This is a genomic window from Pseudomonas sp. 58 R 3, from assembly GCF_900006605.1.
GTDB lineage: Bacteria > Pseudomonadota > Gammaproteobacteria > Pseudomonadales > Pseudomonadaceae > Aquipseudomonas > Aquipseudomonas salomonii.
The window spans coordinates 42,134-67,588 of sequence record NZ_CVTT01000022.1; the positions used below are offsets into that span (position 1 = coordinate 42,134).

3 protein-coding genes are annotated in these 25,455 nt (G+C 65.2%); all 3 read left to right on the forward strand.

The window, feature by feature from the left end:
• Nucleotides 1-89 precede the first annotated feature (89 nt).
• Genes BFP92_RS02090 through macA form a run of 3 tightly spaced genes read left to right on the forward strand, consistent with a single transcriptional unit; the run spans nt 90 to nt 25,455 of the window.
• Nucleotides 90-12,995 (forward strand): non-ribosomal peptide synthetase, encoded by a 12,906-nt coding sequence (locus BFP92_RS02090; RefSeq protein ID WP_065911433.1) that lies wholly within the window; start codon nt 90-92, stop codon nt 12,993-12,995.
• Nucleotides 12,992-24,316 (forward strand): non-ribosomal peptide synthetase, encoded by an 11,325-nt coding sequence (locus BFP92_RS02095; RefSeq protein ID WP_065911435.1) that lies wholly within the window; start codon nt 12,992-12,994, stop codon nt 24,314-24,316. The genes BFP92_RS02090 and BFP92_RS02095 overlap by 4 nt, the downstream gene beginning before the upstream one ends.
• Entirely contained in the window at nt 24,313-25,455 is a 1,143-nt protein-coding gene (gene macA, locus BFP92_RS02100) for a macrolide transporter subunit MacA (protein ID WP_074854572.1), read from the forward strand. The genes BFP92_RS02095 and macA overlap by 4 nt, the downstream gene beginning before the upstream one ends.

Below are 25,455 nucleotides of genomic sequence, written 5' to 3' on the forward strand. Positions count from 1 at the left end.
ATTTTTTTACGGCGCCAGCACACCCGCTTCAAACGGCAGCTGAATACGGACGTTCTCCTCAACCGTGACTTATCAGGCAGGTTACCCCCATGCAGTTCAGTGAATTATTGGCAGCGATTTCCACCCATGCGGTCCGTCTTCAATTGGAAGAAGGCGACCTGATTATTCTCGGCGATGACCAAGCCCTGGATGACGCGCTATGGGATCAACTGATCGCGCACAAACCCCACCTGCTTGCCTTTGTGGCTGAACACGGCGGTGACTGGCTCAGCCCGGCCTACCGCATTACCCCGGACATGCTGGCGCTGGTCACCCTCGATCAGCCGGCCATCGACCGTATCGTCGCCACCATCCCCGGTGGTGCGGCGAATGTGCAGGATATCTACCCGCTGGCGCCGCTGCAGGAAGGCATGCTTTACCACCATCTTTCGGCGCAGCAGGGCGACCCCTACGTGCTGCATGCGCAATTCGTGTTCGACAGCCGTGCGCGCCTGGAGGCGTTTGCCCAGGCGCTGCAATGGGTGATCGACCGCCACGATATCCTGCGCACGTCCATGGCCTGGGAGCGTCTGGACGAACCGCTGCAAGTGGTGTGGCGCACGGCGACTCTGGCCTGCGAAGAGGCGCACTTTGCCGACGGCGACCGCCTGGCGCAGCTGCTCGCCCGCTATGATGCCCGCAGCTACCGCATGGACCTCGGCCAGGCGCCGTTGCTGCGCCTGGTTTACGCCAATGACCCGGCCAACCAGCGCGTGGTGGCGATGCTGCTGTTCCACCACACCATCCTCGACCACACCGCGCTGGATGTGGTGCGCCATGAAATCCAACGCTACCTGGCCGGTGAGCAAGCCCAGGCGGCCGAGCCAGTGGCGTTTCGCAGCTACATCGCCCAGGTGCGCCATGGCGTCAGCGAACAGGCGCACGAGGCGTTCTTTCGCGACATGCTGGCGGATATCGATGCCCCGACCTTGCCCTTCGGCCTGCAGGATGTGCAAGGCGACGGGCACGGCATCGATGAAGTGCGGGTGCCCGTCGACAGCAGCCTGAGCCGCCGCCTGCGCAGCCTGGCACGGCCCTTGGGCGTCAGCGTGGCAAGCATCATGCACCTGGCGCTGGCGCGCGTGCTGGGCGTGGTGTCCGGGCGCGATGCCGTGGTGTTCGGCACCGTGATGCTTGGCCGCATGGGCGCCGGCGAGGGCGGTGAACGCGCGCTGGGTATGTTTATCAACACCTTGCCGTTGCGCGTGGACGTGGGCGAGCAGGGCGTGCGCGCCGGGGTCAAGGCTACCCACGAGCGGTTGACCGCCTTGCTCAATCACGAGCACGCGTCCCTGGCGCTGGCCCAGCGTTGCAGCGGTGTGACGGCGCCGACGCCGCTGTTCAGTGCGATGCTCAACTACCGGCACAGCGCCGCCACCGACATGGCTGCGGTGATCGAGGTGGCCGAAGGCATCCAGGTATTGGGCGCCGAAGAGCGCACCAACTACCCGCTGACGGTCAACGTCGACGACCTGGGTGAAGACTTTGCGCTGACGGTGATGGTCGATGCGTCCATCGGCGCGCAACGCGTCGCCGGCTACCTGCACACGGCCCTGCACAGCCTGGCCGAGGCCCTGGAGCAGCGACCGGATATGCCGCTCTGCGGCCTGAACATCCTGCCTGATACCGAGCGTCACCATCTGCTGCACCGCCTCAATCAAAGCCCCGCGCACTACAGCGACACCGCCCTGATCCACGCGCAAGTCGAAGCCCACGCCGCCGCACAACCCAATGCCATCGCCCTGCGTTTCGACACCCGGCGCATCACCTACCGCCAACTCAACGAACGCGCCAACCAGGTGGCCCACCGCCTGCTGGCCCAGGGCATTCGTCCCGATGATCGCGTGGCCATCTGTGTGGAGCGCGGGCCGGACATGATCATCGGCTTGCTCGGCATCCTCAAGGCCGGCGGCGGTTATGTGCCCATCGACCCGGCTTACCCGCTGGAGCGCATCGCCTATACCCTGGCCGATAGCGCGCCAGTGGCGGTGTTGGTGCAAGCCGACACGCAGCATCTGGTCGGCGATCTGACCCGCATCGACCTCAACAACCTGCGCGCAGAATCCATCGTCAACCCGCGCGTTGCGCTCAGCCCGGCCCACCTCGCCTATGTGATCTACACCTCCGGCTCCACCGGCCTGCCCAAGGGCGTGATGATCGAACACCGCCAGGTGGCGCGGCTGTTCACCGCCACCGAGCATTGGTTTGGCTTTAACGCCAACGATGTGTGGGCGCTGTTCCATTCCTTCGCGTTCGACTTCTCGGTCTGGGAAATCTGGGGTGCACTGATGCACGGCGGCCAGTTGCTGATCGTGCCGCAACTGGTCAGCCGCTCGCCGGATGAGTGCTACGCGCTGATCTGCGACGCGGGCGTGAGCATCCTCAACCAGACACCCAGTGCGTTTCGCCAGTTGATCGCGGCCCAGAGCGACCAGGCGCATTCACTGCGCCAGGTGATTTTCGGCGGTGAAGCCCTGGAGCCGGGCATGCTCAAGCCGTGGTACGCCCGCGCCATCAACGCCGGCACCCAATTGGTCAACATGTATGGCATCACCGAAACCACCGTGCACGTGACCTACCGTGCCCTGGAGGCGGCGGATGCGCAGTTGGTCGGCGTAAGCCCGATTGGCGTGCGCATCCCCGACCTGCAGCTGTATGTGCTGGATGCGCGTCGTGAGCCGTTGCCGATCGGTGTAGTCGGCGAGTTGTATGTCGGCGGCGCGGGTGTGGCGCGCGGTTACTTCAACCGTGACGAGCTGAATGCCGAACGCTTCCTGGCCGACCCGGCCACCGGCCTGCGCATGTACAAAACCGGCGACCTCGGCCGCCTGCTGGCCGATGGCAGCGTCGACTACCTGGGCCGTAACGATGACCAGGTGAAGATCCGTGGTTTCCGTATTGAGTTGGGCGAAATCGAAGCCACTCTGGCCAGCGCCGACGGCGTGCGCGACGCGGTGGTGATCGCCCGCGAAGACGAACCCGGTGACAAACGCCTGGTGGCCTACGTGATCGCCGAGCGCGAACTGGGTGCCGCCGAACTGCGCAACCATCTGCTGCTGAGCCTGGCCGAATACATGGTGCCCAGCGCCTTCGTGCGGCTGGACCAGTTCCCGCTGACCACCAACGGCAAGCTCGACCGCAAAGCCTTGCCCGCGTCGGATGCCGACGCCTTGGCGCGGCGAGACTACGTTGCCCCGCAAGGCGCTGTGGAAAGCACCATTGCCGGTATCTGGCAGTCGCTGTTGAAGCTCGACAAGGTGGGGCGCGACGACAACTTCTTCGAGCTCGGCGGCCACTCGCTGCTGGCGGTCAAGCTGATCGAACGCATGCGCCAAGTGGAGTTGAGTTGCGACGTGCGCGTGCTGTTCGGCCAACCCACCTTGCGCGCACTCGCTGCGGCGGTGGGCGGGCAGCAGGAAGTGCAGGTGCCGGCGAATGTGATCATGGCAAGCAGCGCACACATCAGCCCCGAGATGCTGCCGCTGGTGACGCTGGACCAGGCCGCCATCGACCATATCCTCAAGCACGTGCCCGGCGGCATCGCCAACGTGCAGGACATCTACGGCCTGGCGCCGTTGCAGGCCGGCATTCTGTATCACCACCTGGCAACCACCGAGGGCGACCCCTACGTGTTGCAGGTGCAGTTCAAGTTTGCTGACCAAACTGCGGTGGACGCGTTTACCCATGCCTTGCACAGCGTGATTGAGCGCAACGACATCCTGCGCACCGGTATCCTGTGGGAAGGCCTGGATGAGCCGGTGCAAGTGGTGTTGCGCAAGGCGCAGCTGCAGGTCGAGCGCCTCGACGTGCCGGCCGATGATGCGCTGGCACAGTTGCAGCAACGCTTCGACCCGCGCCATTTCCGCCTCGACCTGAGCCGCGCGTCGCTGATGCATTTCGGTTACGCGCAACAACAGGATGGTTTGGTCGGCATCCTGCTGCTGCACCATATCCTGCTCGACCACACCGCCCTGCAGGTGTTGGTGGAGGAGATGAGCGCCAGTCTGGCCGGCCACGGCGCGCAGCTGCCGCCGGCGGTGCAATACCGCAATTACGTGGCCCAGGCGCGTTTGGGCGTGACCCAGGCGCAACACGAAGCCTTCTTCAGCGACATGCTCGGCGATATCGACGAACCCACGCTGGCGTTCGGTTTGCAGGATGTGAATGGCGACGGCAGCGGCATCGTCGAGGCGCATTTGCCGCTGGCCCCGGCACTCGGCCACGGCTTGCGCGAACAGGCGCGGCAACTGGGCGTCAGCAGCGCCAGTCTGGTGCACCTGGCCTGGGCGCAGGTGCTGGCCCAGGTCTCCGGCCAGCAGGAGGTGGTGTTCGGCACCGTACTGCTGGGGCGCATGCAAGGCGGCGAGGGCGCTGACCGGGCGCTGGGCATGTTCATCAACACCTTGCCGCTGCGCGTCAGCCTGGGCGCCACCAGCGTGCAGGCCGGCGTGCGCGCCACCCATGCGCGCCTGGCGCAGTTGCTTGGGCACGAGCACGCGTCGCTGTCCCTGGCCCAGCGTTGCAGCGGTGTGCCGGGTTCGTTGCCGCTGTTCAGTACCTTGCTCAACTATCGTCACAGTGCCGCGCACGAGGCGCCGGGAGACAGCCCGTTTGCCGCGCACGGCATCGAGATTCTCAGTTCCCAGGAACGCAGCAACTACCCCTTGGTGCTCAACGTCGATGACCTCGGCACCGGCTTTGCGCTGACCGTACAAGGCGTGGCCAGCGTGGATGCGCAGCGCGTGGGCGAGTACATGCTCACCGCCCTCAGCCACCTGGTGACCGCGCTGCAACAAGCGCCGACCACCGCGTTGCAGGCAGTGTCGATTTTGCCGGCGGCCGAGCGCCACCAACTGTTGGTCGCGTTCAACGCCACTGCCCGCCTATACCCGTCGCAGCTCACGGTGCACCAGCTGTTCGAAGCTCAGGCACTGGCGCGTCCCGAAGCGGTGGCGGCGGTGCATGGCGGGTTGTCCTTGAGCTACCGCGACCTCAACCGCCGCGCCAACCGTCTGGCCCATCACCTGATCAACCAGGGCGTGCAACCGGGTGACAGCGTAGCGATTGCGCTGCCGCGCTCCCTGGATCTGCTGGTGAGCCAACTGGCGATCCTCAAGTGTGCGGCGGTGTATGTGCCGCTGGACATCAACGCGCCGCTCGAACGCCAGGCCTTTATGGTGCAGGACAGCGGTGCGCGGCATGTGCTTCATACCCTGGCCGACCTCAACCTGGACAGCCTGTCGCCGCGCAACCCGGAGCTTGCGCAGTCTTCGGACGAGGTGGCGTACATCATGTACACCTCCGGCTCCACCGGCGCGCCCAAAGGTGTGCAAGTGCCGCACCGCGCCGTCTCGCGCCTGGTGCTCAACAACGGGTATGCCGACTTCAACGAGCGCGACCGTGTGGCCTTCGCCTCCAACCCGGCGTTCGACGCCAGTACCCTCGACGTGTGGGCGCCGTTGCTCAATGGCGGTTGCGTGGTGGTGGTCGAGCACGCGGTGCTGCTGTCCCAGGCCGCATTTGCCGAACTGTTGCAGGCACAGGCCGTCAGCGTGTTGTGGATGACTGCGGGCTTGTTTCATCAATACGCCGACGCCTTGCTGCCGGTGCTGCGCCAGTTGCGCTACCTGATCGTCGGCGGCGACGTGCTCGACCCGCTGGTGATCGGCCGGGTGCTCAAGCATGGCAAGCCGCAACACCTGCTGAACGGGTACGGGCCGACCGAAGCCACCACCTTCTCGACCACCTTTGAAATCACCACACCGGGCGCGGGCGCCGTGCCGATCGGCCGGCCCATTGCGAATGCCCAGGCCTATGTGCTGGATGCGCGCCAGCAGCCGCTGCCGCTGGGTGTGGTCGGCGAGCTGTACATCGGCGGTGCAGGCGTGGCCAAGGGTTACTTGAACCAGCCGCAACTGACGGCCGAAAAATTCATTCCCAACCCGTTCGGCGACGGCCTGTTGTACCGCACCGGCGACCTCGCCAGTTGGCAGGCCGACGGTACCTTGCTGTACCAGGGGCGCAATGACTTGCAGGTGAAGATCCGTGGTTTCCGCATCGAGCCCGGCGAAATCGAAACCTGCCTGGCGGCCTTCCCGGGTGTGCGCGACGTTGTGGTAATGGCCCGCGAAGATGAGCCCGGCGACAAGCGTCTGGTGGCGTACTACACCGCCCAGTTCCCGTTGGAAATCGAAGCCCTGCGCGCCCATCTGCAAGGCCAGCTACCGGATTACATGGTGCCGTCGGCCTATGTGTGGCTAGAGCTGTTGCCACTTACCGCCAACGGCAAGCTGGACCGCAAGGGCCTGCCGGTGCCGGACTCAAGCGCGCTGCTCAGCCGTGGCTACGAGGCCCCGGAAGGTGAAGTGGAAACCCTGCTGGCGCAGATCTGGCAGGACGTGCTCAAGCTCGAACGCGTCGGGCGCCATGATCATTTCTTCGAGTTGGGCGGGCATTCGTTGCTGGCGGTCAGCCTGATCGAACGCATGCGTCAGGTCGGCCTGAGCGCGGATGTACGTGTGCTGTTCAGCCAGCCGAGCCTTGCGGCACTCGCGGCGGCAGTCGGCAGCGGGCGTGAAATTGTGGTGCCGGCCAATGGCATTGCGCCGGGCTGCACGCAGATCACGCCGTCGATGCTGACCCTGGTGCAGCTTGACCAAACGGCGATCGAGCGCATCGTCGCCCATGTGCCCGGCGGTGCGGCCAATGTGCAGGATATCTACCCGCTGGCGCCGTTGCAGGAAGGCATTCTCTATCACCATATCAGCGCCGAACAGGGCGACCCGTATTTGCTGCAATCGCGCATGGCGTTCGACAGCCTGGCGCGTTTGCACGGTTTTATGGGGGCACTGCAGCAGGTAGTGGCGCGGCATGACATCCTGCGCACCGGCGTGGTCTGGGAGGGCTTGGACAGCCCCGTGCAAGTGGTCTGGCGCGACGCGCAACTGAGTGTGCAGGAGGTGATCCTGGACCCGGCCGAGGGCGGCATCATCGAGCAGTTGCATGCACGCTTCGATGCCCGTCATTACCGCCTGGATATTACCCAGGCGCCGCTGCTGCGCATGGTTTACGCCCAGGACCCGGCGAATAACCGGGTCGCGGCAATCCTGCTGTTTCACCATTTGGCGCTGGACCACACCGCCATGGACGTGGTGGGCCAGGAGATGCGCGCGTTCCTGTTCAACCAGGCGGATGCGCTGCCCGTGGCGGCGCCGTTTCGCAACTATGTGGCCCAGGCACGCCTGGGCGTGAGCGTGGCCGAGCATGAGCAGTTCTTCAGCGCCATGCTCGCCGATGTGGACGAGCCGACCTTGCCGTTCGGCGTGCAGGACGTGCAGGGCGATGGCCGCGATATCGAAGAGGCCGAGCAGCACCTGGACGCGACGCTGGCCGTGCGCGTGCGTGAGCAGGCGCGGTTGTTGGGCGTGAGTGCGGCGAGCCTGATGCACCTGGCCTGGGCGCAGGTGCTGGGGCTGGTGTCCGGGCGCGATGATGTGGTGTTCGGCACTGTATTGATGGGCCGTATGCAAGCGGGTGAGGGCGCCGACCGGGCGCTGGGCATGTTTATCAACACCTTGCCGCTGCGGGTGAATGTCGCGGCGGGTGCCGCCGTGGCGGTCAAGGCCACCCATTCACGTTTGAGCGCCTTGCTGGGGCACGAACACGCGTCCCTGGCGCTGGCCCAGCGTTGCAGCGGCGTGCCGACCAGCGTGCCGCTGTTCAGTGCCTTGCTCAATTTCCGCCACAGCCGCTCCGACGAAATGGCCCGCGATGGCCACGGTATCTGGGAAGGCGTGCAACTGCTGGGCGGTGAAGAACGGAGCAACTACCCGCTGACCTTGAGCGTGGATGATTTTGGCGCAGGCTTTGGCCTCAGCGTGCTGGCGCTGCCGCAGATCGGCGCCCAGCGCCTGTGCGGCTATATGCAGAACGCCGTGGAGCAACTGGTCGAGGCCCTGGAAAACGCCGCCGATACCGCGCTCAACCGCCTGCCGATACTGCCGTCGGCCGAACGCGACACCCTGCTGCGCGAGTTCAACGCAACGGCTGCGGATTTCCCCACCGGGCACACCCTGCACGGTGCCTTTGAAGCCCAGGTCGAGCGCCAGCCCCATGCGATTGCGCTGCAGCAGGGCGCGCTGTCGCTGACCTATCAGCAGCTTAATCAGCGCGCCAACCAACTGGCCCATCACCTGCTCACGCTCGGCGTACAGCCGGACGACCGCGTGGCGATCTGTTGCCGACGTGGCCCGCAGATGCTGATCGGGCTGCTGGGCATTCTCAAGGCCGGCGCCGGTTATGTGCCAGTCGACCCGGCTTACCCTGCCGAGCGCATTGCTTATCTGTTGCAGGACAGTGCGCCGGTGGCCGTGCTGGCCGAGTCCGGCACTCAAGCGTTGCTGGGCACGTCCGCCACAGTGGACCTGCTGGGCGAAAGCTGGCAGCACCACGCCGTCAGCAATCCCCAGCTCGCAGCGCTGACCCCGGCGCACCTGGCCTACGTCATCTACACCTCCGGCTCCACCGGCCAGCCCAAAGGCGTGATGGTGGAACACCGCAACGTGGAAAACCTGGTGCACTGGCACTGCGAAGCCTTCGGCCTGGACGCGCGCAGCCATACCAGCAGTGTCGCCGGTTTTGGCTTTGATGCCATGGCCTGGGAAGTCTGGCCGGCGCTGTGTGCCGGTGCAACCCTGCACTTGCCGCCTGCCACGGTGGGCAGTGAAAACATCGACGAACTGCTCGCCTGGTGGCTGGCGCAGCCGCTGGACGTCAGCTTCCTGCCCACGCCAGTGGCCGAATACGCCTTCAGCCGGCACCTGCAACACCCGACGTTGCGCATCCTGCTGATCGGCGGCGACCGTCTGCGCCAGTTCAACCAGGAGCGGCGTTTTGCGCTGATCAACAACTATGGGCCGACCGAGGCCACGGTGGTTGCCACCTCCGGCCGTGTCCGTGCCGGGCAGGCGCTGCATATCGGCCGGCCGGTGGCGAACGCCAGCACCTACTTGCTCGATGCACAGCTGCGCCCGGTACCGGTGGGCGTGGCCGGTGAGCTGTACGTGGGCGGCAGCGGCGTGGCGCGCGGTTACCTGAACCGTGCGGACCTGACCGCCGAACGCTTCCTGCAAGACCCGTTCAACCCTGGGCGCATGTACCGCACCGGCGACCTGGCGCGTTGGTTGCCCGACGGTAATATCGAGTACCTGGGCCGTAATGACGATCAGGTCAAAGTGCGTGGCGTGCGCGTGGAGCTGGGCGAAATCGAAAGCCGTATGGCGGCAGTGGAAGGCGTTGGTGCGGCCGTGGTGCTGGTGCGCGAAGGGCGCCTGATTGCCTGGTTCACTGAACACCAGCCGCTGGCGATCGAGACCCTGCGCGCACAATTGCAGGCGCAACTGCCCGATGCGCTGGTGCCCGCCGCTTACGTGAGGCTCGACGCGTTGCCCCTGACCGCCAACGGCAAACTGGATCGCAAGGCCTTGCCGGAACCTGATCAGACGGCATTGCTCTCCCGCGACTACGAAGCGCCCCAGGGCGCAGTGGAAACCACCCTGGCGCGGATCTGGGCCGAGGTGTTGCAGGTCGAACAGGTCGGCCGTCATGACCACTTCTTCGAACTCGGCGGCCATTCATTGCTGGCCGTGAGCCTGATCGAACGCATGCGTCAAGCGGACCTCAGCGCGGATGTCCGTGTGTTGTTCAGCCAGCCAACCCTGGCCGCGCTGGCGGCTGCCGTGGGCAGTGGCCGCGAAGTGCAGGTGCCGGCCAACCGGATTGCAGCGGATTGCGTGCGTATCACCGCTGACATGCTGCCCTTGGTGGATATCGACCAGTCGACCCTCGATCAAGTCGTCAGCCGCATCCCCGGCGGTGCCGCCAACGTGCAGGATATCTACCCGCTGGCGCCGTTGCAGGAGGGCATTCTTTACCACTACCTCACCGCCGAACAGGGCGACCCGTACCTGCTGCAATCGCACCTGGCCTTCGACAGCCTCGAGCGCCTGCAAGCCTTTGCCCAGGCGCTGCAACAGGTGATCAACCGCCATGACATCCTGCGCACCGGCGTGGTCTGGGAAGGCCTGGCGCAACCGCTGCAAGTGGTATGGCGTCAGGCTCAATTGCCGCTTGAAGAGCTGCAGTTGCAGGGTGATGTGCTCGCCGGCCTGCACGAGCGTTTTGATGCGCGGCGTTATCGCCTGGACATCAGCCAGGCGCCGCTGATCTGCCTCAAGTACGCCAAGGACCCGGCCAACCGGCGCGTGGTGGTGGTGTTGCTCTATCACCATATTGCGCTGGACCACACCGCGTTCGACGTGGTGCTGCGTGAGATGCAGGGGCACTTGTTGGGGCACGCCGCCCCGACGGTGGCGCCGATGCCGTATCGCAACTACGTGGCCCAGGCGCGATTGGGCGTCAGTGAGCAGGAACATGAGGCGTTCTTCCGCGAGATGCTCGCCGATGTGGATGAGCCGACCTTGCCGTTCGGCTTGCAGGATGTGCGCGGCGACGGCAGCGCGATTGAGGCGTTCAGCCTGCACCTGGACAGCGACCTCAACCGCCGCCTGCGGGCCCAGGCACGTTTGCTCGGCGTGAGCACGGCAAGCCTGTTCCACCTGGCCTGGGGCCAAGTGCTGGCGGCCACTTCAGGGCGCCACAGCGTGGTGTTCGGCACCGTGCTGGTTGGGCGTCTGCAAGGCGGCGAGGGCGCTGATCGCGCGCTCGGGGTGTTTATCAATACCTTGCCGCTGCGCCTGGAGATCGACGCGCAAGGCGCACGCGATGCCGTGCGTGCCACCCACACGCGGCTCACGGCGTTGCTCGGCCATGAACACGCGTCCCTGGCCCTGGCCCAGCGTTGCAGTGGCGTGGCGGCCCCGGCGCCGTTGTTCAGCTCGATGCTCAACTATCGCCATCGCGGCGCCGCCACGCGCTCTGCCCAAGCGCAACACGCCTGGGAAGGCATGCAGACGCTGGCCAACGATGGCCGCACCAACTACCCGTTGACCCTGAACGTGGATGACTTGGGCGATGGTTACGATATCACCGCCCTGGCGCAGGTTGACGCGCAACGGGTGTGTGGTTACCTGCAGAACGCCTTGGCCGGGCTGGTTCAGGCCTTGGAACAGGCGCCGCACCAGGCGCTCAATCGCCTGTCGGTTCTGGGCGCCGAGGAACGCCAAAAACTGCTGGTAGCGTTCAACGCCACCGAGGTCGATTACAACCTCGACCAGACCCTGCACGGTTTGTTCGAAGCCCAGGTTGAGCGCACGCCGCATGCGGTGGCGGTCAAGGCCGGTGACCAGCAGTTGACCTACCGGGCACTCAACGAGCGCGCCAACCGCCTGGCCCATCATTTGCGCGAACTCGGCGTGCGGCCGGATTCGCGCGTGGGTATCTGCGTCGAGCGTGGGCTGGACATGGTGGTCGGCCTGTTTGCGATCCTCAAGGCCGGCGGCGGTTATGTGCCGCTGGACCCGGCGTATCCACTCGAACGCATCGCTTATATGCTGCAAGACAGCGCACCGGTGGTGGTGCTGGCCCAAGGCGCGACCCGCCAGTTGCTGGGCGACGTACCAGTGCTGGACCTGGATCACGTCACCTGGCAACACCAGAGCGCGAGCAACCCACAGGTGCCGGGCCTTACCGCCCGGCACCAGGCCTATGTGATCTACACCTCCGGCTCCACCGGCCAGCCCAAAGGCGTGATCAACGAACACGCCGGCGTGGTCAACCGCTTGCTGTGGATGCAGGACGCCTATGGCCTCAAGGCCCATGACGCGGTGCTGCAGAAAACCCCGTTCAGCTTCGACGTGTCGGTGTGGGAATTCTTCTGGCCGCTGTTCACCGGCGCACGGTTGGTGATGGCGCGCCCCGGCGGGCACAAAGAGCCGGCGTACCTGTGCGAGGTGATCGAGGCCGAGCGGATCACCACCTTGCACTTTGTGCCGTCGATGCTCGATGTGTTCCTGGCCCATGGCGATGTCAGCCAGGCCATAGGGCTGGCGCGGGTGATGTGCAGCGGCGAAGCCTTGCCGGGCAGCCTGGTGCGGCGCTTCAAAGCGCAACTGCCGGGGGTTGGCCTGTACAACTTGTACGGCCCGACGGAAGCGGCGGTCGACGTCACCGCGTGGAACTGCGCACGGCCCGACGTGCCGGACAACACGCCGATCGGCAAGCCGATTGCCAATACACGCCTGTACGTGCTGGACGCCCAGTTGCAGCCGGTGCCATTGGGGGTGGTGGGCGAGTTGTTCATCGGCGGCGTGCAAGTGGCGCGCGGGTATCTGAACCGCCCGGAACTGACCGCCGAGCGCTTCCTCAAGGACCCGTTCACCGACGGGCGCATGTACCGCACCGGCGACGTCGGCCGTTACCTGCCCGACGGCAATATCGAGTACTTGGGGCGCAACGATGACCAGGTGAAGATCCGTGGTTTGCGCATCGAACTGGGCGAAATCCAGGCGCGCTTGCTGGAGCATCCGCAGGTCAACGAAGCCGCCGTGGTCGCCCGTGAAGAGCGCCTGGTGGCGTACTACACCGGAACACACACTGACATCGACAGGCTGTGCACCCACCTGTTGCAGCACTTGCCGGACTTTATGGTGCCCGCGGTGTTTGTGCACCTGGAGGCATTGCCACTGAGCCCCAACGGCAAGCTCGACCGCAAGGCACTGCCGGTGCCGGGCATGGACGCACTGAGTGTGCGCGAATACGCGGCCCCCGAAGGCGACACCGAAATCCTCATGGCAGCGCTGTGGGCCGAGTTGCTCAACGTTGAGCGCGTTGGGCGCCATGACAACTTCTTTGAACTGGGCGGGCACTCGCTGCTGGCCGTGAGCTTGATCGGACGCCTGCGCCAGGCAGGCCTGGAAGCCGATGTGCGGGCGCTGTTCGAACAGCCGAGCCTGGCCGGCTACGCCGCCATTACCGAACGAATGGAGATCGTCCTGTGAGCATTTTTGAGTTATTGACCACACTGAAAACCAAGGACGTGCAACTGGCGCTCAAGGGCGAGCAGTTGTCGGTGCAAGGCAACAAACAAGCGCTGAGCGACCCTTTGATCCTGGCGGCGTTGCGTGAGCACAAAGCGGCTTTGATCGAACTGATCAAGGCCGGTGAATATTCGGCCTCCAAGGCCGGTGAAGTGCAGGTGCCGGCCAATGGCATCCCGACGGGGGCCGAGCACATCACCCCGGCCATGCTGACCCTGTCGATGTTAAGCCAGGACGAGATCGAGCGCATCGTGGCCACGGTCGACGGCGGTGTGGCGAATATCCAGGACATTTACCCGCTGGCGCCGTTGCAGGAGGGCATTCTGTTCCACCACGTCAGCGCCGAGCAGGGCGACCCCTATGTGATGCAGTCGCAGTTTGCGTTCGACAGCCTGGAGCGTTTCGAGGCTTTTGCCCAGGCGTTGCAAAGCGTGATGGACCGCCACGATATCCTGCGCACCGGGGTGGTCTGGGACGGTTTGCAGCAACCCTCGCAAGTGGTGTGGCGCCAGGCACGCCTGCCGGTGCAGGCGCTGCAATTGAACCCGGCCGACGGCGATATCGCCGCCCAACTGCACGGGCTGTTCGACGCTCGCCATTATCGTCTCGACGTGACCCAAGCGCCGCTGCTGCGCCTGGTGCGGGCCGACGACCCGCTGAACCAGCGCATTGTCGCCACCTTGCTGTTCCACCATATGGCCCTCGACCACAGCGCCCTCGAAGTGGTGTGCCATGAAATGCAGGCGTGCCTGCTGGGCCAGGGCGCGGCGCTTGGCCAGGCCGTGCCGTTTCGCAACTATGTGGCGCAGGCACGCCTGGGCATCAGCGAGCCGGAGCACGAAAGTTTCTTCCGCCAGATGCTCGGCGACATCAGCGAGCCGACCTTGCCATACGGCTTGCAGGACGTGCAGGGCGATGCCCGTGGCATCAGCGAAGTCAGCCTGCCTTTGCCCGCAGCACTCAGCCAGCGGTTGCGCGCGCAAGCCCGGCAATTGGGGGTGAGTGCCGCCAGCCTGTTCCATATGGGCTGGGCGCAGGTGTTGGCTGTGCTGGCCGGTAAAGAACAGGTGGTGTTCGGCACCGTATTGATGGGGCGCATGCAAGGCAGCCATGCCACGGATCGGGCGCTGGGCATTTTCATCAACACCTTGCCGTTTCGCGTCGACGTAGACGCCCAGGACGTGCGCGCCGGGGTCAAGGCCACCCACGCGCGGCTCACCACCTTGTTGCGCCATGAACACGCGCCGCTGGCCCTGGCCCAACGCTGCAGCGGGGTAGTGGCGCCGACGCCGCTGTTCAGTGCCTTGCTCAACTATCGCCACAGCGCCCCGGCCGCGAGCGCCGAAGCCGTGTCGGCCTGGCACGGGATCGCCGCGCTCAGCGCCGAAGAGCGCACCAACTACCCGCTGACCCTGAGTGTGGATGACCTGGGTGACGGCTTTGGCCTGAGCCTGCTGGCCAGCCAGCGGGTCGACCCGCAGCGTGTGTGCGGCTACCTGCAAACCGCCCTGGAAAACCTGGTGACGGCGCTGGAGCAGGCACCGCACACCGCGCTCAATCAGCTGTCGGTGGTGCCCGCCGCCGAGCGGCAGTTGCTGCTTGAGCAGTTCAACGCCACCCAGGTCGATTTCGCTCACGGCAGCACCTTGCACGGCCGCGTCGAAGCCCAGGCCGCGCTCACGCCGGACGCGATCGCCGCCGTGCAGCAAGGCCGCCAACTGACCTACGCCGAACTCAACCAGCAAGCCAATCTGCTGGCCCATCACCTGTTGGCGCTGGGGGTCAAACCCGACGACCGCGTAGCCATCATCGCGCGGCGTGGCCTGGACACCCTGGCCGGGTTGCTGGCCATCCTCAAGGCCGGTGCCTGCTACGTGCCGGTGGACCCATCGCACCCGGCCGAGCGCCTGAGCTACCTGCTGAGCGACAGCGCCCCGGTGGCGGTGCTGACCCAACAGGCATTGCTTGAGCGCTTGCCTGCGCTGGACGCGCCGGTGATTCAGTTGGACCGCTACACCTGGCAGCACCATTCAGCCAGCAATCCGAAAGCCGCCGTCAGCCCTTCGAACCTCGCCTATGTGATCTACACCTCCGGCTCCACCGGCCTGCCCAAAGGGGTGATGGTGGAGCACCGCACGGTGGCCAACCTGGTGGACTGGCATTGCCGCGCCTTCGACCTGTGCGCCGGGCGCCACACCGCCAGTGTCGCCGGCTTTGGTTTTGATGCGATGGCCTGGGAAGTGTGGCCGGCGCTGTGTGTCGGCGCGACCCTGCACTTGCCGCCGGCCACGGACGGCGCCGAAGATATCGATGCGCTGCTGAGCTGGTGGAGCGCGCAGCCGCTGGACGTGTGCTTTTTGCCCACGCCGGTGGCTGAGTATGCGTTCAGCCAGCAAATCGAACACCCTACATTGCGCACCCTGCTCATCGGTGGTGACCGCCTGCGCCAGTTTGCGCGGGCCCAGCGGTTTGAACTGATCAACAACTATGGCCCCACCGAAGCCACGGTGGTGGCTACTTCCGGCAAGGTCGAGGCAGGCCAGCCGTTGCATATCGGCAAACCGGTGGCCAATGCCACGGTGTACCTGCTCGATGAACAACAACGGCCGGTGCCGTTGGGTGTGGCCGGTGAGCTGTACGTGGGCGGCAAGGGTGTGGCGCGTGGTTACCTCAACCGCCCGGAACTGACCGCCGAGCGCTTCCTGCAAGACCCGTTCAACCCCGGGCGCATGTACCGCACCGGCGACCTGGCGCGCTGGTTGCCGGATGGCAATATCGAGTACTTGGGGCGCAACGATGATCAGGTAAAAATCCGTGGCGTGCGCATCGAGCTGGGCGAGATTGAAACCCGACTCGGCCAATTGCCCGAAATTCAGGAAGCGGTGGTGCTGGTGCGCGAGGACCGGTTGGTCGCTTATTTCACCCAGAACCCGCAACTCGACCCGCTGGCTGTGGGTGATATCCGTGCCCACCTGGTCGCGCATCTGCCGGGCTACATGGTCCCGGTGGCCTATGTGAAGCTCGAGGCGTTGCCACTCACCGCCAACGGCAAGCTCGACCGCAAGGCGTTGCCGGCGCCAGACATGGCCGCGGTGTTTACCCGCGACTACGCAGCGCCCGAGGGCGAGATCGAAAGCGTGCTCGCGCAGATCTGGGCCGATGTGCTGCAGGTGCAGCGTGTCGGGCGCCACGACCATTTCTTCGAACTGGGCGGGCACTCGTTGCTGGCGATGCGCATGGTGTCGCAAGTGCGCCAACGCCTGGGGGTGGAACTGGTGCTGGGCGACTTGTTTGCCAATGCAGAGCTGGCGGCGGTCGCTGAAGTGCTGGCGAAGTCGGCGCGCAGCACCTTGCCGGATATCCTGCCGGCCAATCGTGATGAAGATGTACCGCTGTCGTTCGCCCAGCAGCGCCTGTGGTTCCTGGCACTGATGGAAGGCGCCAACACCGCCTACAACATTCCCATCGGCCTGCGTTTACGTGGCCAATTGCATGTCGAGGCGCTGCAGCGCGCGCTGGCGCGTATCGTCGCGCGCCACGAAACCCTGCGCAGCCGCTTTGCCCAACAGGGCGACCAAGCCAAGGTTCTCATCGTACCGGCCGAAGAGATGCTGCCCCTGCAAGTGCAGGATTTGCGCCGCCACCGGCAACCGCAGCAGGCGCTGGATGCCTTGATTCATGGCGAGGCCTCGGCGCCGTTCGACCTGGAGCGCGGCCCCTTGCTGCGCGGGCGCCTGGTGGTGATGGCCGACGATCACCATGTGCTGCTGTTGACCCTGCACCATATCGTCTCCGATGGCTGGTCGATGGGCGTGCTCACCCGCGAGCTGATGGCGCTGTACCAAGCCTTCAGCCACGGCATGCCTGACCCGTTGCCAAGCCTGCCGATTCAGTACGGCGACTTCGCCGTGTGGCAGCGCTTGTGGCTGAGCGGCGAAGTGTTGCAGCGCCAAAGCGCCTATTGGCAACAGGCACTGGCCGGTGCGCCGGCCTTGCTCACGCTGCCCACCGACCGCCCACGGCCTGTGCAGCAGGACTACGCCGGCAGCAGCGTCGAAGTGCGCCTGGACGAACGCTTGACCGCCGGGCTCAAGGCCTTGAGCCAACGCCATGGCACCACGCTGTACATGACTTTGATGACGGCCTGGGCCTCACTGCTGGCACGGCTGTCCGGGCAACAGGAGCTGGTAATCGGCACGCCGGTGGCCAACCGTACCCGCAGCGAGGTGGAAGGGCTGATCGGCCTGTTCGTCAACACCCTGGCGGTGCGCATCGACACCTCGGGCGAGCTGAGCACCGAGGCCTTGCTGGCACGGGTCAAGGCGCTGACGCTGGCAGCCCAGGCGCATCAGGACTTGCCGTTCGAACAGGTGGTGGAAATCACCCGGCCGTTGCGCAGCCTGGCCCACAGCCCAGTGTTCCAGACCTTGCTGAGCTGGCAGGACAGCAGCGCGCCGACCCTGGCCTTGGGCGACCTGGCCCTGGAAGGCATTGTCGAGAATAGCCACTTTGCCAAGTTCGACCTGTCGCTGAACCTGGGGGAAGTGCAGGGCAGCATTCTCGGCGCACTGGAATTTGCCGTGGCGCTGTTTGATGAGTCGACCGTGCAGCGTTACGCCGGCTATTTCACCCGCACCTTGCAGGCCATGGTCGATAACGACCAGGCGGTGCTGGAACATGCGTCGTTGGTGGATGAGCGTGAGCGTCAGCACCTGCTGGTCGACTTCAACGCCACCGCAGTGGCCTACAACCTCGACCAGACCCTGCACGGGATGTTTGAAGCGCAGGTGACGCGCACGCCGAACGCGATTGCAGTGAAGGCGGGCGAGCAGCAACTGACCTACGCCGAACTCAATGCGCAGGCTAACCAGTTGGCCCATCACTTGCTGGCGCTGGGCGTACAGCCGGGTGCGCGGGTGGCTATCTGCGTGGAGCGCGGCCTTTCAATGGTCATTGGCCTGTATGCGATCCTCAAGGCCGGCGCTGCGTATGTGCCGCTGGACCCGGCCTATCCGCAGGAGCGCCTGGCCTACATGCTGCAAGACAGTGCGCCGCGGGTGGTGCTGGGCCAAGGTGCGACCCTGGGCTTGCTGGGCGAGGTAGCGGTGGTCGATCTGGACCAGCCAAGCTGGCAGCACCTGCCCGCAGGCAACCCTCAGGTACAGGGCGTGAGCGCCTATGTGATCTACACCTCCGGCTCCACCGGCCTGCCCAAAGGTGTGATCAACGACCACGCCGGGGTGGTCAACCGACTGCTGTGGATGCAGGACGCATACGGCCTTAACGCGCAGGATTCGGTGCTGCAGAAAACCCCATTCAGCTTTGACGTCTCCGTGTGGGAATTCTTCTGGCCGCTGTTTACCGGCGCGCGTCTGGTGATGGCGCGCCCAGGCGGGCACAAAGAGCCCGAATACCTGTGCGAAGTGATCGAGGCCGAACAGATCACCACCTTGCACTTTGTGCCGTCGATGCTCGATGTGTTCCTCGCCCATGGCGATGTCCGCCAGGCGGCCGGGCTGGTGCGGGTGATGTGCAGCGGCGAAGCCTTGCCGGGCAGCCTGGTGCGGCGCTTCAAGCAGCAACTGCCGGGCAGCGAGTTGCATAACCTGTACGGGCCGACCGAAGCGGCCGTCGACGTCACGGCCTGGAACTGTGCAGGCCCGGTGACCCCGGACAACACGCCGATCGGCAAGCCCATCGCCAACACGCGCATGTACCTGCTCGACAGCCAATTGCAGCCGGTGCCGCTGGGTGTGGTGGGCGAGTTGTTTATTGCGGGTGTACAAGTGGCGCGCGGCTATCTGAACCGGCCGGAATTGACTACTGAGCGTTTCCTTGACGACCCTTTCATGCCGGGGCGCATGTACCGCACCGGTGATGTCGGGCGTTACTTGCCGGACGGCAATATCGAGTACCTGGGGCGCAATGATGACCAGGTGAAGATCCGTGGTTTGCGCATCGAACTGGGTGAAATCCAGGCGCGGCTGCTTGAGCATCCGCAGGTCAACGAAGCCGCCGTGGTCGCCCGTGAAGAGCGGCTGGTGGCGTACTACACCGGCACGCCGAGCGACATCGACGCGCTGCGCGGCCACCTGCTGCGGCATCTGCCGGAGTTTATGGTGCCGGCGATTTTCGTGCATCTGCAGGCGTTGCCGCTCAGCCCCAACGGCAAGCTCGACCGCAAGGCGCTGCCGGCGCCGGGCCTGGACTCGGTGGCGGTGCGAGCGTATGAGGCGCCCCAGGGCGATACCGAAATCGCCTTGGCCAGCCTGTGGGCCGAACTGCTCAATGTTGAGCGCGTGGGCCGTCACGACAACTTCTTCGAACTGGGCGGGCATTCGCTGCTGGCCGTCAGTTTGATGGGGCGCATGCGCCGTCTGGGCTTGTCGGCGGATGTAAAGGTGCTGTTCGGCCAGCCGACGCTCTCGGCGTTGGCGGCGGCGCTGGGCGGTGGGCACGAAGTGGCGGTGCCGGCCAATGGCATTGTCGAAGGCTGCACCCACATCCGCCCGGCTATGCTGCCCTTGATCGCGTTGGACCAGGCCGCCGTCGACCGCATCGTCGCGTGCATTCCCGGCGGTGCGGCGAATGTGCAGGATATCTACCCGCTGGCGCCGTTGCAGGCCGGCATTTTGTACCACCATCGGGCGGTGCTTGACGGCGATGCCTACCTGTTGCGGGCGCAGTTTGCCTTCGACAACCGTCTGCGCCTGGACGCCTTTGCCCAGGCCTTGCAGGCGGTGATCCAGCGGCATGACATCCTGCGTTCCTCCTTCCATTGGGAGGGCCTGGAAGAACCGGTGCAGGTGGTGTGGCGTGAGGCCTCGCTAAGCGTTGAAACCGGTGCTGTGCCACAGCGCCTGAACCTTTCGCAAGCGCCGTTGATGCGCCTGATATATACCGAGGAACCGCAGCGCGTGGTGGCCACGTTGCTGTTCCATCATTTGGTGATGGACCATATCGCGCTGGACATCCTGCAGCATGAAATGCAGGCGTTTCTGCTCGGTACCCAGCACACCCTGGACGCGGCCGTGCCGTATCGCAACTATGTGGCCCAGACCCGCCTGGGCGTTGACGATCACGAAACGTTCTTGCGCGAAATGCTCAGTGAGATCGACGAGCCCACCGAGTTTGAAAACCTGGGTGTCGATCAAAAGGCTCAGTTGGCAATCGACCCTCAGTTGAGCCGGCGCCTGCGTACCCAGGCCCGTCAGGCAGGTGTGAGTGCTGCCAGCCTGATGCACCTGGCCTGGGCGCAGGTGCTGGGCAAGGTCAGTGGCCGCGAACAGGTGGTGTTCGGCACTGTAATGCTCGGGCGCCTGCAAGGCGGCGAAGGCGCCGAGCGGGCCATGGGTGTGTTTATCAACACCTTGCCGCTGCGCGTCGACCTGGGCGAACACTCGGTACGCGCCGCACTGCGCGCCACCCATGCGCGCCTGACCCAATTGCTCAGCCATGAACATGCACCGCTCGCGTTGGCCCAGCGCTGCAGCGGCGTGCCAGTAGGGACGCCGTTGTTCAACGTGCTGTTCAACTACCGTCACAGCGCGCCGCACACGGGTGGCGTGGCCGAGGCATGGCAGGGGATTGCGCTGCTCGGTGCCGAGGAACAGACCAATTACGGGGTGTCGGTGAGTGTCGATGACCTTGGCGAGGGTTTCGGCCTCACCGCCATGGGGCAGGGCGCCCGGCGGTTGTGTGATTACCTGACTATCGCACTGGAACAGGTGGTTGAAGCGCTGGAGCAGCACAGCGAGACGGCCATCAGTTGTCTGCCGATCCTGCCGACAGCCGAGCGCCAACAGCTGGCGGATTTCAATGCCACGGCGCGCACCTTCCCCCGCGAGCATACGGTGCAGCGCTTGTTTGAAGCCCAGGCCCAGGCACGGCCTGACGCGATAGCGGCGTTGCACGGTGATGCGGTGCTGAGCTACGGCGAACTCAACACCCGCGCCAACTGCCTGGCCCATCACCTGATGAGCCTGGGCGTGCGCCCGGCCGATAACGTCGCAATCCTGCTGCCGCGCTCCCTGGACCTGCTGGTCAGCCAACTGGCGATCCTCAAGTGCGCGGCGGCCTATGTGCCGCTGGACATCAACGCACCCGCCGAACGCCAGAGCTTCATGTTGCAGGACAGCGGCGCGAGCTGGCTGTTGACCCGCAGCGACGCGGCGCTGGAGCACCCGGCGCGGCGCCTGGACCTGGACACCCTCGCCCTTGACCCGCAACCGAGCCACAACCCCGACCTGTCGCAGTCCTCGGACAGCGTGGCGTACATCATGTACACCTCCGGCTCCACGGGGACGCCCAAGGGCGTATTGGTGCCCCATCGCGGCATCACGCGGCTGGTGCTCAACAACGGTTACGCCGACTTCAACGCCGCCGACCGTGTGGCGTTTGCCTCCAACCCGGCGTTCGACGCCAGCACCATGGACGTGTGGGGCGCGCTGCTCAACGGCGGCCAGGTGCAGGTGATTGACCATTGCACCTTGCTCGAGCCGGTTGCATTCGCCAATGCGCTGCAGGGTGCGACGGTGCTGTTCGTGACCACCGCGTTGTTCAACCAGTACGTGCAGATGATCCCCGAGGCTCTGGCCGGCTTGCGCATTTTGCTCTGCGGCGGCGAGCGTGCCGACCCGGCGGCATTCCGCAGCCTGCTGGCGCAGGCGCCGGGCTTGCGCCTGGTGCATTGCTACGGGCCGACCGAAACCACCACTTACGCCACCACTTACGAAGTGCGTGCGGTCGCCGCCGATGCGGACAGCGTGCCGGTCGGCCGACCGATTTCCAACACGCAAATCCACGTGCTGGATGCGTATTTGCAGCCACTGCCCGTGGGCGTCACGGGTGAAATCTGCATCGGCGGTGACGGCGTAGCCAAGGGCTATTTGAACCGCCCGGAGCTGACGGCCGAGACGTTTGTCGACGACCCGTTCAACCCGGGCGCCTTGATGTACCGTACCGGCGACCTAGGCCGCTGGACGGCGGACGGCTTGCTGGAGTGCATCGGGCGTAACGACGACCAAGTGAAGATCCGCGGTTTCCGTATCGAGTTGGGCGAGATCGAAGCACGCCTGGCGACCTTCGCCGCGATCCAGGACGTGGTGGTGCTGGCCCGTGAAGACGTGCCGGGCGACAAGCGCCTGGTGGCGTATTTCACCTGGGCTGGCGAGCCTGTGGAGATCGACAGTGTGCGTGCGCACCTTCACGGCCAATTGCCGGACTACATGCTGCCGTCGGCCTATGTGCCGCTGGTGCAGTTGCCGCTGACGGCCAATGGCAAGATCGATCGCAAAGCCTTGCCGGTTCCGGCGTTGGAGGCCTTGCTCAGCCGCGACTTCGAAGCGCCGGCCGATGCTTTGGAGCAGTCGCTCGCCGGCCTGTGGGCCGAGGTGTTGAAACTTGAGCAAGTGGGTCGACATGACAGTTTCTTTGAACTGGGCGGCCACTCGTTGCTGGCGATTCGACTGGTCAACCTGATGGAGGCGGCGGGGTTGCAGGTGTCGCTGGCCGAGCTGTTCCAGCACGTCAGCGTGGCCTCGGTGGCGGCGATGCTGCGTCAGCGTACCGGCGAGCCGGTGCGCGACACCTCGCTGATCACCGTGCGCAGCAGCGGCGCGCAGCCGCCGTTGTTCCTGGTGCACGAGTTCAGCGGCATGGACGTGTATTTCCCGGCGTTGGGCCAGCACTTGCCCGGTGACTATCCGATCTACGGCCTGCCGGGCGCGGCACTGGGCGAGGCGCACCTGAACACCATGGAAGGCTTGGCGGCGCGCATGGTCGGCCTGATCCGCCAGGTTCAGCCGCACGGGCCTTACCGCGTGGCGGGCTGGTCGTTTGGCGGCGTGTTGGCCTATGAAGTGGCGATGCAACTGCTGGGGCTGGATGAGCCGGTGGCGTTCCTCGGTTTGATCGACAGCTATGTGCCGCGCATGACCGATCAGGGCAAGGCGCGCTGGAGTGGGCCGGATGCCCTTAAACGGCATTTGCTGTTGCAGTGCACGGCGTATTGGAAAGCACAGGGAGGCGTGGATGAACTGGCGAACCTTGAACAGCTTGAAGCGGGCATTGGACAGCTGGACTTTGCGGGTCTGCTGCAACGCTGTCGCGATCAAGGTCTGCTATACGCGCAAATGGCAGCGGCTACGGACGCGGACCTCTTGAGCTTTATTGAGCGGGAAGTCGGCCACGGGCATGCGCTGGCGCACTACAGCCTGTTCCCGCTGCCGGTGCCGGTGCATCTGTTCAGTGCCCGCGAGCGGCCGACCGAGCTGTCGCGGCGCAGTGAATCGCTGGGTTGGGAAGCCGCCTTGGCGCCTGGGCAATTGCGCCGGGTCGAGGTGCCGGGTGATCACCAGAGCATGATGCAGGCACCGCATATTCAAGGCTTGGGCGCGGCGATGGCTGAGGCCCTGGCCGTGAGTGCGCCGGTGACGCAAGCGCTGCATCAACCGGTGTTGCGCATTCAGAGTGGGCGTGCGGGCCATGCGCCGGTGTTCTGCGTGCCGGGAGCGGGGGACAGTGTTACCGGGTTTGTCGGGTTGAGCGAGGCACTCGGGCGGGACTGGCCGCTGTTCGGCTTGCAGCCGCGCGGGCTGGATGGCGAGGCGGTGCCCCATAGCCAGGTGGAAGCGGCGGCGCAGTGTTACCTGGCGGCGCTGGCGCAAGAGTGCCCGCGCGGGCCGGTGCATCTGGTCGGGCATTCATTTGGTGGCTGGGTCGCGCTGGAGATGGCGCTGCGCTTGCAGGTGATGGGCCGGGAGGTGGCGTCGTTGACGGTGATCGACAGTGAATCGCCGGGTGGTCCGGGCAAGCCGTATTCGACCACCGCAGCGCTGTTGCGCTTGATCGAGGCCATGCAGTTGTCGGCGGGCAAGTCGCTGGGCATTGACCGGCTGGATTTTGCCGGGCGCGATGAGGTGGCGCAGCAGCAGTGGCTGCACGCGGGGATGGTGAGCGTGGGGTTGTTGCCGGGGCGTGCCAGTGTGGATGCGATGGCGGGGCCGGCGCGGACTTATGCGGCGGCGTTGCGCACGGTGTATCGGCCGGTGCAGCGGTTCAACGGGGTGGTGCGGTTGGTGCTGGCGCAGGATCCGGCGTTGGATGCGGCAGGTAATCAGCGTGAGCAGGGGTTGATGGTGGAAGGGTGGCGGCGCCAGGGGAACGGGTTGCAGGTTTGGTATGGCGCGGGGAATCACTTTACGTTGCTTAAGGCACCGAATGTTTTGGGGTTGGCGCGGTGGTGGCTGGAAGGGGTGGTGGTTGGGGAGGTGGTGTCGTGAAGTTTCGCAAAACAGCGGTGTTCTTGGCGTTGGCGGTTGCAGCAGGTCTGATTATCTATACGGTGCAGGCACCCGCCGACGCGCCGCAGTACCTCACTGCCACGGCTGAGCGCGGTGATATCGAGAATGCGGTGTTGGCCACCGGTTTGCTCGAAGGCATCAAGCAGGTCGACGTCGGCGCGCAGGTGTCGGGGCAGTTGAAGTCGCTCAAGGTCAAGGTCGGCGACAAGGTGAAGAAGGGCCAGTGGTTGGCGGAGATCGATCCGCTGATCCTGCAGAACACCTTGCGCAAGGCCCAGGTGGATGAGGAAAACCTGCAGGCCCAGCGCCGCGCCACGGCGGCGCAGCTCAGGCAGGCCAAGTCGGTGTATGAGCGCTACAAGGACTTGCAGGTGGATGAGTCGGTATCGCGTCAGGATTTTGAAGATGCCGAGTCCACGTTCCAGGTGCAACAGGCCAACCTGCTGTCCCTGGATGCGCAGATCAAAAGCGCGCATATCCAGATCGACACCGCCAAGGTCAACCTGGCGTATACGCGCATCGTCGCGCCCATCGACGGCGATGTGGTCGGCATCGTCACCCAGGAAGGCCAGACCGTGATCGCCAACCAGTTGGCGCCGGTACTGCTCAAGCTGGCGGACCTGGACACCATGACCGTCAAGGCCCAGGTGTCGGAGGCCGATGTGATTCATATCAGCCCTGGCCAGCAGGTGTATTTCACCATTCTGGGTGAAGCCGACAAGCGCTACTACGCCAAGCTGCGCGGCACGGAGCCGGCGCCGCAGAACTTCCTCGAAACCCAGACTGCCGGCACGCCCAAGCAGAACACCGCGGTGTTTTACAACGCGCTGTTCGACGTGCCGAACCCGGACCATCGTCTGCGCATCGCCATGACCGCCCAGGTGCGCATCGTGCTCGACACCGCCCAGGCGGCGTTGATGGTGCCGGTGGCGGCGCTCGGCGCGCGCAACAACGACGGTACTTACCCGTTGCGGGTGCTGGACGCCAAGGGCAAGGCGCTGTCGCGGGATGTGAAGACCGGCATCAATAACAACGTCAAGGTGCAGATCCTGGAAGGCCTGGCCGAGGGCGACAAAGTCGTGATCGGCGATGCCACCCCAGCCGTAGCGGGGAACTGA

What these genes read in the sequence shown, in the direction of transcription:
- BFP92_RS02090 (WP_065911433.1), top strand. Translation starts at nt 90, where the DNA reads ATGCAGTTCAGTGAATTATTGGCAGCGATTTCCACCCATGCGGTCCGT.